This is a genomic window from Sorangium sp. So ce836, from assembly GCF_028553905.1.
Lineage (GTDB): Bacteria > Myxococcota_A > Polyangia > Polyangiales > Polyangiaceae > Sorangium > Sorangium cellulosum_D.
In genome coordinates this window covers 13,539,478-13,555,422 of sequence record NZ_CP102233.1, presented here as the reverse complement: position 1 = coordinate 13,555,422, position 15,945 = coordinate 13,539,478, and the positions used below count along the sequence as shown (strand labels likewise).

The window sequence follows — 15,945 nt, the reverse complement described above, 5'->3', positions numbered from 1 at the left end:
GAGCGCGCGGATCTCATCGGCGCATTCATCGAAAATGCGTCGATGGGTCGCCATCACGCATGTGGCATGCCGATTGCGTGTCGCGCCGGTGCGAGCCGTTCTGGTGAAAATCCGGGCTAGCTCGCCGCGCCTGATCTGGGCTAGGGTGCGAGGCATGGAGCTCGCCCGCGAGCCGACCCTACCCCTGTCCGGGGTGTTCGTCGTGCTCGCGCTGAGCGCGCCGCCCAGCGACCTGGGCCCGTGACAGCGGCCCTTGGAGTCTCGACCATGAACGAACTCTCCGACTACCAAAGCGCGAGGCGCCGTCCGGGCCCTCGCTCCTGGCCCGGCGCCGACCGCGTGTCCCGGCGCCCCGCGGGCCTCGGGCCTCGACTCGCCCTTGCCTTGCTCGTGGGCGTGAGCCTCGGCTCGGCGGCCTGCGGCGGCGTCACCGCGTTCGAAGGGGGGCGGGCGTTCACCATCGCGGGCACGCCGCCCCCGCCCCCGCCCCCGCCTCCGCCCGAGAAGAAGCGCGTGGAGGTGACGGCGAAGCAGATCGTCATCAACGAGAAGATCCTCTTCGAGCACGACAAGGCGGTGATCCGGACGGAGTCGCACAGCCTGCTCAACGAGGTCGTCGACACGATCAAGAAGCACTCGCACATCAAGAAGATCGCCATCGAGGGGCACGCGAGCTCCGATGGCGCGGACGAGCACAACCTGAAGCTCTCGGATCGCCGCGCGAAGGCCGTGATGGAGTACCTCGTCCAGCACGGGATCCCTCAGGGGATGCTCACCGCCAAGGGCTTCGGCGAGACAAAGCCCATCGCGGACAACGAGACGGAGGAGGGGCGTGAGAAGAACCGCCGGGTCGAGTTCAACATCGTCGAGCAGGACACCGCGAAGGTCGCGGCGGAGGGGCAGTAGATGATGACCCGGGGTCGATCCACGAACGCTGCTCCCGGCAAGGAGGCGCGCATGAAGCATTGGCTCTTCGGTGTTTTCGTTTTGGCCTCGTCGGGCGCCTCCACGGGCTGCTCCTTCGCGCTGCGGAGCCCGGAGATGTACCGGGATGACACGGCCGCGCTGCTCGCGACGAGAGAGGAGCAGATCCGGGCGTGCTACGACGCGGAGCTCGCCCGGAATCCCGGCGCGGAGGGCAAGGTCACCGTCAGCTTCCTCGTGCTCGAGGACAGCGGCCGGCTCGTGGACATCGCCGTCGACCCGGAGGGCACCACCGCCTCGAAGGAGGTGACGAGCTGCGTCGTCGACTCGATCGATGGGCTCGTCCTGACGCCGGCGGATGAGAACAAGGGCAAGGGGAAGTTCGTCTGGGAGTTCACGCCCCGGGCGCCGAAGGCATGACCGAGGAGGTCCTGGCGTCGGGCGGGAGAATTCCTTGCCCCACGGCATCGGCGCCTCCCGGAGTTGGGCGCATTGGGGCCGCTCGGGGCAGGGCCGGGCGGCGCCCCGCAATCGGGGCACGATGCTGACTCAAAGAGTCGACATCTCTCGTCTCCGTACATTCTGTCGCTGCTCAACCTGGACGATGAACAGCACGCCGCGGTTGCCGGGCGGCGCCCCTGTCCAGCAGTAGGCACAGTGAATCTCCTCGCCTTCCACCCATAGAGCCAGAGTGTAGTTTCTCGCGTCGCAGTTCCTGGCCGCTTGCGCATCCCTTCTCGCCCCACTGCCAGGATACCCGAGCTCGCGCGGCGTACCGCTCTCGATAACGGGTGAGGCCGCACAACGGACCTCTCGTCCGGAAGGTATCCCCTTGCGGGTCGACACACAATACGCTCTCATCGAGCTCCATGCCCGCACAGATGACGTTCCGTCCGGCGGAGACGCCCCTCCGCGATCTGCTCGAAGAGATACACCGCGGCGATCTACAGCTCCCTGACTTCCAGCGTAGCTGGGTCTGGGACGACGAGCGCATCCGCGATCTCATCGCCAGCGTCTCGCAAGCGTGGCCGGTAGGAGCCGTGCTGCTCCTCGAGTGTGGCGGGGAGGTGCAGTTCAAGGCGCGGCCCGTCGAGGGGGCCTCTGAGAACCGCGGCCGCGAGCGGCGCCTCATCCTCGACGGCCAGCAGCGGCTTACATCGCTCTACGTCGCCCTACGTACCGGGCTTCCTGTCGCCACGGTGGATACCAAGGGCAACCGCATCGATCGAGTCTACTTTTTCGACATCCGCAAGGCGATCGACGAGAGCGTCGAGCGCAAGGACGCGATCCTGGCGGTCGACCCGACCCGACAAATCCGAGAAAACTTCAATCGAAACGTGCTGCTGGATCTCAGCACGCCAGAGAAGGAGTTCGAGCAGCTGTGCATTCCGGTTGCCACGGCGTTCGACCCGGCGGCCTGTCAGAACTGGCGCCGTGGGATGAGCAAGCTACACCGGCACAATCCTGAAGTCGCCGACCTGTACGACCAGTTCGAGCTCGAGGTGGTGCAGTCCATCCAGCAGTACCGCCTCCCGTCGATCGAGCTCGGTCGCGGCACATCGCGCCAGGCAGTCTGCATGGTGTTCGAGAAGGTGAACACCGGCGGCAAGCCGCTGGACGTGTTCGAACTCGTAACCGCCACCTATGCGGCGCGCTCCGTCGATCTCCGCGCGGACTGGGAAGCACAGCTGCGGCGCATGCGGACCCACCGTGTCCTCGCGGAGCTCACCCCGACAGATTTCCTCCAGGCCGTCACGCTGCTCTCCACATGGCGACGGAACACCGACGGACGCGTCCACGTTGGTTGCCGACGGATCGACATCCTGAATCTTCCTCTGGAGGAATACCGCGCCCACGCAGCGGCAGTCGAGCAGGGCTTCGTCACCGCAGTGAAGATCCTTGAGCGGGAGAAGATCTTCGAGCCCGAGTACCTACCCTACCAGAGCCAGCTCATCCCTTTCGCGGCCATCGCCGCGGCGCTGGGCCCGCGTCTCCAGGAGCCCACGATCCGCGAGAAGATCCTGCGCTGGTACTGGTGCGGTGTCTTCGGCGAGCTCTACGGTGGTACGACGGAGACCCGCTTCGGACGAGACATCACCGAGGTGCCTGCATGGATCGAGGGCGGAGCGGAGCCGTCGACCGTCATGGACTGCAACTTCGTGCCGTCACGCCTTGCAACGCTCACGACCCGCAACAGCGCCGCTTACAAGGGCTTCATGGCGTTGCTACTTCAAGAGGGCGGACGGGACCTGTACACCGGAGATGAGATCGAGCGCTCGATGTACTTCGACGAGCATGTCGACCTTCATCATGTGTTTCCGTTGTCGTTTTTCAAGGGGAAGATGGGGCCGCCATTCACCACGATTGTCAACAAGACTCCGCAGACCTCCCGCACGAACAAGCGCCTCGGCGGCGTTAATCCAAGCCTGTATATAGCTCGCATCGAGCGCGGTGGTGTGAATGCACGAAAGCTCGATGAGTTCATCGAAACTCACTGCATCGACCCGGCATCTTTGCGTCGCGATGACTTTACTGCGTTCTATCGCGAGCGCGCTCGCCGACTGCTGGACGCCGTCGAGCGTCTGACCGGCAAACCGATCAATGGTCGTGAGTCGGAGGAGACGGTGCGCACATTTGCCGGCCCCGTCCCCAGGGTCGTCGAGGCCGGAGTGCCCCGCCATCCTCAAAAGCTCTTCGACCATTACGACGTCATCGAGGAGCTTCCGTCCGGCGGTATGTCCAGCGGCTACAAGGTTCGGGGCCCGGGCGGAGAGCTACTATTCATGAAGAAAGTTCCCATCGAGGGCGTTGCCTCCGACGCGTTGCGGCGCGAGATCGACATCTATGCACGCCTGGAGCGCGCGCAGATGGAGGGAGTGCTGCGTATTCATGGGATCGAGCGGAATGAAACCCACGTCGCGCTGCTAACAGAGGTCGCGGATGGCGGATCATTGGCATCGTTCGTACGCGCCGCGGGCGGGGCGCTGTCGCCCGCGGAGGCGAAGCCGATCTCGCTGACAGTGCTCGCCGCCATGCGAGAGCTCCACGCCCTGGACGTCGTCCACCGCGACCTTAAGCCTGAGAACGTCCTCCGTTGTAGCGGGGTCTGGAAGCTCTGCGACTTTGGCATCGCAAAGAACCTCCGCCGTCTCGTCACGCAGCACCGCACCTTTGCAGGCCATGGTACGCCGGGGTTCGCGCCCTCCGAGCAGGTGGACGGCGCCGAAGCCCATCCCAGCGCGGATATCTATGCATTCGGAAAGCTCCTCGCCTACCTCCTCACGGGACAGACCGATGTGGACAAGATCACGCAGCCTTCCTGGCGCAAGCTCGCCCAGTCATGCACCATCCGTGAGCCGTCGGAGCGACTGAGCCTTGATCAGGTAGAAACGGATCTGGTCGCGATTGTAACCTGAACTCGCGGTCAGGAGCGTCTTGTTCACGGTGCCCCCGGCGCTCGTGTTTCGAACAGGCGAGTGACAACACGAGACGTTCAACGCGTCGTCCGGGCGATGCCGCGCCCGCTGACAGGCCGAGCAGGCCGCCGCACGGCGGGTCACCGGTGGAACGGGTCCACGACGGTGTCACGCGGCCGCGACGCGAGCTGTCACGCGCGCGCGACAGCGCCGCTGGGTCGCCCCTCTTCGTGACACGCCGGGCCGCTCGACGCCGCGGGCCTGGCGCTCAAGGCCAGATCGCGCTCGATCAGCACATCTCACAACGCCGGACAGGAGGCTTGGCCAGAGCGGGTCCCGCTGTGCGGCGCCCGCGGCATGCGCGTTGCAGTCGCCCTTCCGCGATCACACCACGATCGCTGTCAACATCGAAATCGAGGAAGGGGAACGGTCATGAAAAGCAAGGCTCTGCTCGTGGGCTCGCTCGTCGCTGGCATCATGAGCGCAGGTTGCGGTGAGGCTCACGATGAGACCGAGGAGAGCGGAGTGGGCTCCGCCCAGCAGGCGCTCATCTCTCACACTTGGGCGTATGCCTGGGCGCAGCAGGCGACGGGCTCGTTCACCGCGAGCTCGAGCTACTCGCGGAGCTCCTCCGGAGACCTCGTCGGGCAGGGCGTGAACAACACCGTCACGCAGCTCGGCACCGGGCGGTATCGCGTGCGGTTTCCAGGCATGGGCGCGGACGCCGGCGCCAATGTCCAGGTCACGGCCTACGGTCCGGGCTCCGAGCGCTGCAAGGTCGAAGGCTGGAACGCGAGCGGCGGCGCCGTCGACGTCCGCGTCAATTGCTTCACCGCTGGCGGCGCGCCGATCGACACCCTCTTCAGCATCGCGTATGTCCGCAAGTCGGGCACAGGCCCCTCGCACGAAGCATACGTCTGGGCGGACAACCCGACGGCGCCGGCGTACACGCCGAACCTGACGTACCAGTTCAACTCGAGCGGCGCGAGCAACACGATCGAACGCCAGGGAGTGGGGCGTTACGCAGTCACCCTGCCGTCGCAGACCGCGGCCGGCGGGACGGTGGAGGTCACGGCCTATGGCCCGGGCAGCGAGCACTGCAAGGTCGGCAGCTGGGCGCAGTCCGGAGACGACACGGTGGTCCACGTGCGATGCTTCGACAGCTCGGGCGCCCCGTCGGATGGCCGTTTCACCCTCAACTTCGCGCGCTCGACGCAGGTCAACGGCGCGCTGTCGTACAGCTACGCCTGGGCGCACGACGCCACGGCCGCGGCGTACACGCCGAACCTCTCCTATCAGAAAGGCTATGTCGCAGGCGACGTGGGCGACGTCACGACCGACATCACCGCCGGGCGCACGTCCGCAGGCCGCTATGTCGTCAACCTCCCGGGCATGGCGGCGACCGGCTCGAACGTGCAGGTCACGGCCTACGGCACGGGATCGGAGCACTGCAAGGTCGTGAGCTGGACCGGTGACGGGGCGGAGACGCAGGCCAACGTCGCCTGCTTCGACGCCAGCGGCGCGGCGGCGGACACGCGCTTCGTCATCGTGTTCACCGACGCCAAGATCCTCTTCTTGTGAGGATGTCAAGGGCGGGCGAGCGCCGGCACCGGCCCTCTCTCCCGGCGCGCGAGCGCGCCGGGAGGGCGCGACGTCGGCTGTAGCCATCGACCCGAGCCGAGATCACGACGCCGGGACCACAGGCCTCGCTCGGGCAGCCGCGAGGGGCTGGAGGCGACGCCGGACATGGTCTAGCCTGTCGAGTCGTCGCTCGACCAACCGCCGCACCACCGCGGCGCCGAGGGCCGCACCAGCGCCCCGACGGCCGCCCGCGAAGAGGTCCTCCCATGCGCGTCGCCCTGATCTCCGACATTCACGGCAATGAAGTGGCGCTCAGGGCCGTGCTGGCCAGCATCCAGGCGGCCGGCGTCGATCAGGTGATCTGCCTCGGGGACGTCGCGACGCTGGGGCCGCGACCCCGGGCCATCCTGGACATGCTGCGGGAGCTCGGGTGTCCGTGCATCCTCGGCAACCACGATGAGTTCATGCTGGATCCGGGGCTGATCCGCACCTACACCGAGGCGCCCATCGTGGTCGACGCGGTGGACTGGTGCCGTGATCAGCTGTCCGCGGACGACCTCGATTTCCTGCGCACGTTCCAGGCGCGCCTCACGATCCCGCTCGACGACCGCGCGACGCTCCTCCTGTTTCACGGCTCGCCCCGGTCCCACATGGAGGATCTCCTCTCGAGCACGCCGGCCGAGGAGCTGGATCGCCGCCTCGACGGCCACGCGGCGACGGTGATGGCCGGGGGGCACACGCACCTCCAGATGCTCCGCCAGCACCGCGGCGCGCTCCTCGTGAACCCGGGGAGCGTCGGGCTCCCGTTCAAGGAGTACGCGAACGGCGGGCCGCCGACGCTGCTGCACCACGCCGAGTACGCGATCGTGGAGGCGCGCGGCGGCGAGGTGAGCGTCAGCCTGCACCGGGTGCCGGTCGACCGGGACGCCCTCCGCGCGGCCGTGAGCGCGTGGGACAACCCGATGCGCGGCGCGCTGCTCCAGCAATATGCCTGAGCGCGCGCGGCCGGAGGCGAGAGGGCGCCCTCGGGCGCCGAGGGGGCGGCAGGCGTCTTGCCAGGCGCGCGTGAGGCAAATACGCTGACGGCTCTCGACGGAGGGTTCTCGTGAGCTCCAGGCCGCGCATCTTCATCGGCTCATCGGTGGAAGGGCTCCGCGTCGCCGAGCACATCCAGCTCGGGCTGGACTACGACGCTGACTGCACGGTCTGGTCGCAAGGCGTGTTCGGCCTCTCCGGGGGCACGCTGGAGAGCCTCTGCAGCGCCGTCCGGGACTTCGACTTCGCCGTGCTGGTCCTCACGCCCGACGACCTGGTGCAGAAGCGCGGCCAGGCCATGAACAGCCCGCGCGACAACGTGCTGTTCGAGCTCGGGCTGTTCATGGGCGCGCTGGGCCGGGAGCGCACCTTCATCGTGCACTGCCGGGACGAGCCGATGGGCCTGCCGAGCGACCTCGCCGGGGTCACCGCCGCGACGTTCGCGCGACGGGCCGACGGGAACCTCCAGGCCGCGCTGGGCGCCGTGTGCACGCAGATCAGGAACGCCGTCGGCCGGCAGCGCGGGCGCGCCGAAGCACAGGCGGCGGGCCCGCCGGCGCTCGCGGCGGAGCTCGCGGCGCTCCGGGCCGCGCTCGACGCGCAGACCGAGAGCTTCCGGCAGATGCTGGCGGCCGCCACGAAGATCGCGCCGGCCACGGAGCGGGCGGAGGCGAAGGGCCCTGCGCACGTCCTGGATCCGCGAGCGCTGGAGGGCGTCTGGTACAATCCGGAGTCCAGGAACACCTACTACATGAGATTTCACGGGGGCGAGCTCCGTGGCGTCTACTGCTATCGAGGCGATCTCAGCGGGCTCGCGGAGTATTACAATCTCAGGCTGGTCGGTGATGTGATCCTCGGCCGGTTCCGCTGGCTGAAGCGCCCGCGTACGGCGGGGTACGTCTACCTGAAGCTCGAATCGAAAGACCGCCTCGTCGGCGGCTGGTGCCTTCAAAGCTACGCGCCGCCAGAAGGGCTCGAGGCGCTCCCGCACCACCCTGAATACCTGGAGCAGATGACCTGGATCCGCCAGCTCCCCGCGCCGCCGCTGCCGGAGTGGGCCGAGCGCTACTTCGACGCGCTCGCCCACGGGTGAGCCGCCGGGCCAGTCCGTGTGATCTCGAGCGCCGGCCGCTGGGTCGCTGGGTCGCTGGGCGCGCCCGCGCTCGCATGTCGCGCCCAGCGACCCAGCGGCCTCGAGCGCGCAGCCGGACGCGACATGGCGAGCGAAGCGTGAGCACATCGCGCGGCGAGCTCCGGGCGGTCCTGGAGCCGCCGCCAGCGTGGACGGTCGGCGAGATCCGACGCCGCGCCGACCGTCTGGCGCGCCGCGCCCTCGGATGACGCGGCGCCGGCGGCGCCGACAGCCCCGATCTGCGTGCGGCGGGGCGCGACGTTCTGGTAGCCTCGAGGGGGCGCGCCGGAGTGAGGTGGAGTCCCGATGACGAAATACGAGCAGATCAAGCTGTCCTATGAGGCGTCGAAGGCGGCGATCGGCCAGGTCGCGGAGGAGCTCCTGCAGTGGATATACGAGCTGCGGGACCACATGGCCTGGCCGCGGGACAAGTGGGCGCTCAACCGGATCGCCGGCGACGTCCATACCAACGGGCTGCTGCAGCGGTTCGTCGTGGAGAATCATCCCGGCGTCGGCGAGGTGTTGAAGTGCCAGCTGTCGCTCACCGTCGACGAGGAGCTGCCGTTCACCGTCGACTTCTTCGCGGTGGGCAGGACCGACCGGGGCCTCCTCGTCGTCCTCGTCGGCGGCGAGCAGATCACCGTCAGCAAGGCCGCCCCCGAGCCGTTCTTCGAGAAGGCCGTGGAGCACATCCGGCAGCAGGCGAGGCGCGTGGCAAAGACGCGCCGCGTGGGGGCCGTCGCCGGCACCCCCCACCGGCCGGCCTAGCCCCAGGCGCGGGGCGCCCAGGCGAGCGCCGCCGTGGCGGAGCAACTGGCAGCGCCCCTATCCAGAGGCCTCCGTGGCGGCGCCAGGAAGAGGTTCCACGGCGGCGTCACCCCGGGGAGCAGCTTCGAGCGAGCGGGCGCGTCCAGACTTCACCGGCGAAACCCGCCCCGGCCAAAACGAAAGCCGAAGCCCCTCGAAGCCTGCGCAAACTCACGATATCTCGTCAGGAAGCCCCTGGCCCAGCTCCTGCTTCTACAGGACAGCGAGCGCCTGAGGGACGGTTTTCCCCCCCCAACCGTCGGACAGGCGCTCTTTTTTTTGTGCGCGTTGCGGCCGCGGTACCGCCGCGCGCGGGTGCGGCGCCGGAGCGCCGCGTCCCGGGCAGAGGGCAGGCCTCCGCGCCGCCTCCGGGCTCCACGGAGGCACGCGCGCAGGCGGCGCACCACCTCGCGCGGCGCCGAGGGCCTGTCGTTGACCACGACGCCCGTCACCACCTGCCGCCCGCCCACGCGCTGGACGCGGCCCTCCTCCGGGTGGATGGCGAAGCCCTCCTCCGTGACGATGTGACGGACGCGGGCGAGCAACATCGCGCGGCGCTCATTCGCGCCCGGATGCTACCCAGGCGGCTCCGAGCCGGTCATGCGGCGGCGCCTGATGACGCGATGAAGGGCCGCCGCCCAGACGGCCATCAGCGCCGCCAGAGCACCCGTCGGGGCGGTTCGGCCGGCCACTCCGCAGGCGCAGCCGCCGCCTCCATCGCCTTCTTCGCCATCACCGTTCCATGGGTTGGAGCCGCCGCTGGACGCGGATGATCCCGCGCCGCTACCGGCGCCAGCGGCCACGCACGTACAACCGTTCGGCTGGTCGGGAGGGACGCATCCCGTGGGGCAGCTCCCGGAAACGTCGCCGTCGCATTCTTCGGGAGCTTCGATCTCGCCATTACCGCACTGGCTCGTGGCCTCGCACGACTGACCCGGGCAGGAGCAGGTCTCGGAGCAGCCGCGGAAGCTGTTCCACATGCACTCACCCATCTCTCGTTCACGATTGCCCCCGTCCTTGTTGCTCCCATCGAGCTCGGGCACCCTCCCCGAGCCGGAGACACAATCTCCGTCCTCGTCAGGACCGTAGTCGGAGCCGTACTGGCCCCCGACGGGCGCGCAGGGATCCGGCTGTGTCAAGGCGCCGTGGTCGACCCAGCGATCCGCATAGGAGAGTATAGCGTCCTTGTTGATCGGCCATGCCGCCGCGAGCGCGGGCATGAGCCGCATGAGCAGCGCCGAGTATTTCGTCGGTTTGGCCGTGTTGTCTTGATACCATCCGCCAGGCTCGAAGCCGCCGTCGATGTACCCATAGGGGTCTCGGATCGTCCGGGTCGATCGATCGGAGAAGTCGTTCCAGTACTCCTCCTCCGTACCGACGGGCTGCCCCCACAGGGCGGTGCCATTCTTGCCGGCGTAATAGCTGGCCGTTTCGAAGAACCGGTCCGCATCGACGGCCGAGAGATCCGCCAGCATCGCCGGGTCGGCGAGCATCGTGGCTGCGAAACCATAGGCGAAGAGCTTGCCGCCGCCATTGCCGCCGCCGCCTCGGAACAGGCTGGCACCCATCCTGTCCACGCCCCATATATCGATACCGTGTTGCACGTAGCCGACGAGCACGGGGAATTTGGCGGCGAGATCCTCCTCGGGCGTGCAGGGCGGCGCGCCGCAGACGTCGGCGAGATGCAGCCATGCGTAGACGTCGGTGTCGCGCGCCCAGATGTCGGTCGACCACGGCCTGCCGTCGGGGAGCGCGTCCTCCGGCGGCATCAGGTCGCACGTGACCGAATGGCTCGTGTAGTCGAGGCGAAGGTGACGCGTCCACGCAAGGGCCGTGTCGAGCGACGGTGTGTCGGCACACGCAGCCTGCAGACGGGACAAGAGCTGCGTCTGCAGCTTGGAGGTCGAGAGCACGGGCTTGTTCGTGCCCACGAAAGGAGGACGAAAGCTCGTGCTCGGGTCGGCGGGCGGCGCGTCGATCACCGTGACCACCGCCGCAAAACGCCCGCACGACTTCTCACCGGCGCCGTCGCAATCACCCGACGGGTTGTCGGACACGTACTTCACGACGGAGCTGCCGGGCGGCGCAGCGTACGGCAGGGTGATGGGCGGTGCATAGTCGTCGAGTCGGTCGTCCCACCGCTGCGGCCCGTCCGGGGAAGGGTTCACATCCACGCCGTGACGGCCGCCGGCCGCCTCGGGCGTGATGGTCGTGACTTTAGCAACGCCGTCCTCGCTCACGACGAAGTACTCGCCCGTCGCATACTGGCCGCAGGCGTAGGCCTCGTCGAAGCGGAACGTGATATCGTTGCTCGGCCCCGACGGCGCCTCGTAGCGCAGGCAGGGGCCGCTCGAATCGGACGTAATGGTGCTCGGGATCCCTGAACAACCGCAGTCCGCCCTGGCCTGTGCGTCAAGGAAGACGACCGCCGCCGAAGCAGCGAGCGCGACGGTCAGCAGGTTGAGCTTCATCGTGTACACGACCTAACACGGCGGACGCGGCGCCGCGCCCCGCGGCGGTCACGGCGAGACGCAGGGCACGCCCGGCGCGGCGTCCGGCGAGAGCAGCGGCGGCAACCACCGCCGCAGCACCAGCGGCACCATCGCGTCGTGCGGCATGGGCTCGGTCGGCTGGAGGTGCTCCAGCTCGCGGAGCACGCCGGGCGCGGCAGGGTGCGCCTCGACGCCGCGCTGGAAGGCGCGGCGGAAGTCGGCGATGGGGCGCTTCGCCCAGCTCATCGTCTGCCACGACACGACCACGTGCGTGGCCGGGGGCGACTGCGCCAGCGGGAGCGCGATGTCGACGTCCATGCACGTGTCGATCACGAGCGCCGCGTGCACGGGGATGGACGCGCGCAGGGCGGTCGCGACGCCGCCCTCCCGGTTGCAGCCGCCGCCGGAGTGGCCCGCGACGATGACGCGCGTGCGGTCGATCGTCGCGACGCCGCGCAGCCGGGCGGCGGTGGCGTCGAGGAACGCGTCCAGGTCGAAGGCGGGCCAGCTCGTCCGCGCCACGGCCACCGCCGCCGGGAGCACGGCGCTCGGCGCCGCGACGAGGATCGGCGGGATCTGGCCCGCCTCCATGAGCTGCGCCGCGATCCGGCGGACGTCGCCCTCCTGGCCGCCGCCCATCCAGCGATATTTGATCTGCGCGGCGTTGGTGCCGTGCAGGAACACGAGGAGCGGCAGCGGCCGCGCGGCCTCGGCGGCCGCCAGGCGGTGCACGAACGCGCGGCCCAGCCAGCGCTGCTCCGGCGGCACCGCGCCCGCAGGAGCCCCGGCCTGCGCTGCGCCCGCAGAATCCCCGGCCTGCGCTGCGCCCTGCTCGGCCGCGCCGCTCGCCGGCGGTCGCTCGTAGTCGTAGCTCGCGCCGTCGAGCGGCCCCGCGCGCAGCCCCGGCGCCGCCTTCGCGGCGGCCACCGGCGCGGGCCTCGGCTGCGCGCCCGCGCGCACCGGGGAGGACGCGACCGCGAGCCCGGCCGCGAGCGCGAGCGCCGCCCGCAGCGCGACTGCGCGCCCGCGGCGCCCGGCGACCGTCACGGCCGCTCCTGCGCCGGCGCGTCGCGGCCCGCGTCGAGCCCCGACCCCTGCCCCGCCGCGGGCGAGGCGCTCGCGTCCCGCGGGATCGTGCGCTTCCGCTCGAAGGCGCGCGTCGGGTCGACCACCTTCACGTCGCCGAAGCGGCTCAGCATCGGGCCGATCACCTGCGCGTCGCCCACCGCGACGACCACGGCGTGCGCCGGCCGCACGTGGTCGGCCGCGACCTTGCCGGCCAGGGCCGGCGTGATGTCCCGCAGCTCCTTGCGGTAGCCGTCGTGGTGGTCGTCCGGCAGATCGAGCACCGAGAGCCGCGCGATCTCGTCCGCGAGCCCCGCGGCCGCCTCGACGCCGAGCCCGAGCCCGCCCGCGAGCCGCCGCGCCGCCGCGTCGACCTCCTCCTGCGACGGCGCCGTGGTCGCGAGCCGCTCGATGTGCTCGAGCATCGCCTGCGCGGCGGCGCCCGCGCGCGCCGCCGGGACGCTCGCGTGGGCCAGCAGCGGGACCGGGCCGTGCGCGACGTCGAGCGTCGTCGCGGACGCCGCGCGCGCCGCGCCGCGCGGCTCGAGGAGGTCCTGCGAGAAGCGCCCCGAGGGGCCGCCGAGCACCTCGCTCGCGACCGCGAGCGCAGGCCACTCCGGGGCGCCGCGCTCGGGGCCGAGGACGCCGAGGAAGAGCTCGGCCTCCGCGCTCTTCGGGCGATCGACGACGGTGAGCTTGAGCGACCCCGGGGGCATGGGATCGGTGAACGAGAGCGCCGGCGGCTCGTCGGCCCTCCGGTCGGTGAACGCCTTCTCGACCGCGGCGCGCGCGGCCTCGGGCGTCGTGTCGCCCGCCACCACGACCACGGTGTTCTTCGGGACGTACCACGCCGTGTGGAACGCGCGGCAGTCGGCGGCGGTGATCTTCGCGAGCTCCGCCGCGGTCGCCCCGAACGAGGCGTACGGGTGCAGCTCGGTCGGGAGCGCGTAGAGGTCGCGGAAGAGGATCATCATCGCGCCCCAGCGGCCGTCCGCGTGCGCGCGGTCCCGCGCCGCCTCGGCCGCGCGGGCCTTCAGCTTGGCGAGCTCCGCGGCGTCGAGGCGCGGCCGCTGCACGAGCAGCCCGAGCAGCTCGATCGCCTCGGCGAGGCGATCGCTGGTCGTGCGCAGGCGGATCACCGTGGCGTCGAGGCCGGTGTCCACCGACACGGAGGCGCCGAGCGACTCGAGGCGCGCGAGCAGCTCGCGGCCGGGGAGGTGGCCGGCGCCGCCGCGCAGGAGGAGCTCGCCGGTGAGCGCGGCGAGCCCCGTGCGCTCGCCGTCGGCCGCGGACCCGCCGTGGACGACGACCCGGACCTCCACGAGCGGCAGCGCGCGGTTCACCGCCGTGGCGACGCTCAGGCCGCTCGGGAGCTCGGCCCACGCGATCGGGGGCATGCGCGCGGGCCGCGCGGGGCCGGACGGCGGGGGCTGCTCCCGGCGCGCGGCCTCGGGGGCGGCGCCTCCGCCGCGCCCTTGGCCGGCGCGGCCGCCTGCGCGGGCGGGCGCGGGGGGCGCGCGGCGGGGGCGCAGCCGCACGCCGCGGCCGCGACGAGCGCCGCGGCCCAGGAGAGATAGGGGCGCGCCGTCCGTCGCGCGCGCCGTCCGCGTCGGTGGATTCGCTCGCTCATGCCGTCACTTCTTCCTGGGTTTCGCCGTCTTCGCCGGCTTCTTCTTCGGCGCGGGCCGGGCCGCCGCGCCGCGCGCCTTCGCCGGGCCCTTGGCCGGCGTGGCCTTGTCCTGGCCCTTGCCCGGCGCGGCCGGGGCCGCGGCCCGCGGCGCGCCGGCCGACGCGCGCGGCGGCGGGGCGGCTCCCGGCATCGCGGGCGGGTAGGTCTCCACGATGGTCCGGCGCGTCGGGCCGAGGTGATCGCGCACGGCGCGCTGCACGTCCTCCCGGGTCACCGCGAAGTAGCGGGCGAGCTCCCCGTTCAGGCGGCTCGCGTCCCCGAAGAGGAGCTCGTGCTCGGCGAGCGCCCGCGCCCGCGCGCTCGCGCCCGCGAGGCCCGACACGAACGCCGACTGGAGCTGCCGGCGCGCCCGCGAGAGCTCGGCCGCCGGCGGCCCCGCCGTCGCGAGCGTCCGGATCTCGCCCTCGATGAGCTTCTCGACGTCGCCGACGCGGGCGCCCTCGGCGAGCCGCACGTCGATGGAGAAGAGGTCGGGCCCGCGGTGGCGGTCCATCGCGACCCGCACCGACTGCGCGGCCGCCTTGTCCCCGACGAGGAGCGCCTCGAGGCGCGAGCTCTCGCCGCCGCCGAGCAGGAAGGCCGCGAGCGAGAGCGCGGGGTGATCCGGGTGCTCGAGCGGCGGCACGGCCCACCCGTAGAGGATGGCCGGCGCGCGGGCGGCGGCGTCCCTCACGACGCCGGTGCGCTGGCTCGTCTGCTCGGGGAACGGGACGTCCTTGAAGGGCGCGGCGGAGACCGCGGGGATGCCGTCGAAGTACCGGTGCACGAGCTCCATCGCCTCGCCGGCGTCGAAGCCGCCGGCGATCGCGAGCACCGCGCGGTTCGGCCCGTAGTGGGCGGCGTGGAAGTCGCGGGCCCAGGAGAGCTCGGCGCCGGCGAGGTCGTCCGCGCCGCCGAGCGCGGGGTGCTCGTGGGGCCAGTACCCCTGGAAGACGAGCTCGCGCAGGCGGGTGGCGCCCTGGCCGTAGGCGGCGCCGAGGATCGCGCCGCGGCGCTCCTGCGCGTCCCTGCGCTGCGCCTCGAAGGACTGCGCGCTCAGGTCGAGCGACCTCATGCGATCGGCCTCGAGCCACAGGGCCAGCGCGAGCTCGTTCGCGGGCAGCGTCTCCGCGTAGGTGGTGCGGTCGACCTCCGTCTCGGCGTGGAGCTCGCCGCCGCGCTCGGCCACGAGGCGCAGGTGCTCGCCGTCGGCCACGTTGCGGCTGCCGCGGGCCATCAATCCCATCACGAGGCGCGCGACGCCGCTCCTGCCGTTCGGCTCGTCGCGCGAGCCGGCGTCGTAGGTGACGGCCACCGCGACCGTGGGCGAGCTCTTGTCGGGGCTCATCACGACGCGCAGCCCGTTCTGGAGCGTGGCGCGCTCGACGGGGATCGCGAGCTCGATCGGCGCTTCCGAAGGCGGCGCCGCGGCGCCCTTCGGCGAGGCCGCGGCGGCGCGCGGCGGGCGCGCGGCGGCGGGCGCCGGCTTGTGGGCGGGCCTCGCCGCGGCGGCGGGCGCCGGCTTGTGGGCGGGCTTCGCCGCGGCGGCGGGCGCCGGCTTGTGGGCGGGCTTCGCCGCGGCGGCCGGCGCGGGCTTTCCGGACGGCGGCGCAGCGGCGGCGGGACACGGCGCGCCTGCGCTCAGCAGGCCGAGCGCCGCGAGCCCGGCCGTGAGGGCGCCGCGGAGCAGGGTTCGGCTCGCGGTCGTGGACACGGAAGGGCGATAGCACGTCGCCGGCCGGGCGCGGTCGCCGCGCGACGCGGCGACCGCGCTTCACGCTGCCGGCGGTCTCGCGTAGGCTCACGCCGCAGCTTCCGAGGTCG

General features: G+C 71.2%; 11 protein-coding genes. 7 read left to right on the top strand and 4 right to left on the bottom strand.

Annotated features, from left to right (window positions below; translation table 11 throughout):
* Positions 1-267: 267 nt before the first annotated feature.
* The 7 genes from NQZ70_RS49500 (at position 268) to NQZ70_RS49470 (ending at position 8,856) form a co-directional block, all read left to right on the top strand.
* On the top strand, positions 268-906 hold the full coding sequence (locus tag NQZ70_RS49500; RefSeq protein WP_129580446.1) for an OmpA family protein: 639 nt from the start codon (positions 268-270) through the stop codon (positions 904-906).
* Positions 907-957: 51 nt separating this feature from the next.
* Positions 958-1,344 carry an AgmX/PglI C-terminal domain-containing protein gene (locus NQZ70_RS49495; protein WP_237244763.1) on the top strand — a complete coding sequence of 129 codons (387 nt, stop codon included), beginning with the start codon at positions 958-960 and terminating at the stop codon, positions 1,342-1,344.
* Positions 1,345-1,793: 449 nt separating this feature from the next.
* Positions 1,794-4,340: a protein kinase domain-containing protein gene (locus NQZ70_RS49490; protein WP_129580445.1), complete on the top strand. Its 2,547-nt coding sequence runs from the start codon at positions 1,794-1,796 to the stop codon at positions 4,338-4,340.
* 432 nt (positions 4,341-4,772) lie between these two features.
* Positions 4,773-5,921 (top strand): hypothetical protein, encoded by a 1,149-nt coding sequence (locus NQZ70_RS49485; RefSeq protein WP_129580444.1) that lies wholly within the window; start codon positions 4,773-4,775, stop codon positions 5,919-5,921.
* 266 nt (positions 5,922-6,187) lie between these two features.
* The gene (locus NQZ70_RS49480) at positions 6,188-6,916 is read left to right on the top strand and encodes a metallophosphoesterase (protein WP_129580443.1); all 729 of its coding nucleotides are present in this window, start codon (positions 6,188-6,190) and stop codon (positions 6,914-6,916) included.
* Positions 6,917-7,026: 110 nt separating this feature from the next.
* Complete coding sequence (locus NQZ70_RS49475; protein WP_129580442.1) at positions 7,027-8,049, top strand: TIR domain-containing protein; 1,023 nt, start codon at positions 7,027-7,029, stop codon at positions 8,047-8,049.
* Between the two features lie 345 nt (positions 8,050-8,394).
* Complete coding sequence (locus NQZ70_RS49470) at positions 8,395-8,856, top strand: hypothetical protein (RefSeq protein WP_129580441.1); 462 nt, start codon at positions 8,395-8,397, stop codon at positions 8,854-8,856.
* A gap of 614 nt (positions 8,857-9,470) precedes the next feature.
* Here the strand turns inward: NQZ70_RS49470 and NQZ70_RS49465 are convergent.
* The 4 genes from NQZ70_RS49465 to NQZ70_RS49450 form a co-directional block, all read right to left on the bottom strand.
* Entirely contained in the window at positions 9,471-11,366 is a 1,896-nt protein-coding gene (locus tag NQZ70_RS49465) for a hypothetical protein (RefSeq protein WP_129580440.1), read from the bottom strand.
* Positions 11,367-11,414: 48 nt separating this feature from the next.
* On the bottom strand, positions 11,415-12,434 hold the full coding sequence (locus tag NQZ70_RS49460) for a hypothetical protein (RefSeq protein WP_129580439.1): 1,020 nt from the start codon (positions 12,432-12,434) through the stop codon (positions 11,415-11,417).
* Positions 12,431-13,849, bottom strand: a complete 1,419-nt coding sequence (locus NQZ70_RS49455; RefSeq protein ID WP_237244762.1) for a pitrilysin family protein — start codon at positions 13,847-13,849, stop codon at positions 12,431-12,433. The genes NQZ70_RS49460 and NQZ70_RS49455 overlap by 4 nt, the downstream gene beginning before the upstream one ends.
* 237 nt (positions 13,850-14,086) lie before the next feature.
* Entirely contained in the window at positions 14,087-15,835 is a 1,749-nt protein-coding gene (locus tag NQZ70_RS49450; protein ID WP_129580438.1) for a pitrilysin family protein, read from the bottom strand.
* Between the last annotated feature and the right edge of the window lie 110 nt (positions 15,836-15,945).

What these genes read in the sequence shown, in the direction of transcription:
- NQZ70_RS49500 (WP_129580446.1), top strand. Translation starts at nt 268, where the DNA reads ATGAACGAACTCTCCGACTACCAAAGCGCGAGGCGCCGTCCGGGCCCT.
- NQZ70_RS49495 (WP_237244763.1), top strand. Translation starts at nt 958, where the DNA reads ATGAAGCATTGGCTCTTCGGTGTTTTCGTTTTGGCCTCGTCGGGCGCC.
- NQZ70_RS49490 (WP_129580445.1), top strand. Translation starts at nt 1,794, where the DNA reads ATGCCCGCACAGATGACGTTCCGTCCGGCGGAGACGCCCCTCCGCGAT.
- NQZ70_RS49485 (WP_129580444.1), top strand. Translation starts at nt 4,773, where the DNA reads ATGAAAAGCAAGGCTCTGCTCGTGGGCTCGCTCGTCGCTGGCATCATG.
- NQZ70_RS49480 (WP_129580443.1), top strand. Translation starts at nt 6,188, where the DNA reads ATGCGCGTCGCCCTGATCTCCGACATTCACGGCAATGAAGTGGCGCTC.
- NQZ70_RS49470 (WP_129580441.1), top strand. Translation starts at nt 8,395, where the DNA reads ATGACGAAATACGAGCAGATCAAGCTGTCCTATGAGGCGTCGAAGGCG.
- NQZ70_RS49465 (WP_129580440.1), bottom strand. Translation starts at nt 11,366, where the DNA reads ATGAAGCTCAACCTGCTGACCGTCGCGCTCGCTGCTTCGGCGGCGGTC.
- NQZ70_RS49455 (WP_237244762.1), bottom strand. Translation starts at nt 13,849, where the DNA reads ATGCCCCCGATCGCGTGGGCCGAGCTCCCGAGCGGCCTGAGCGTCGCC.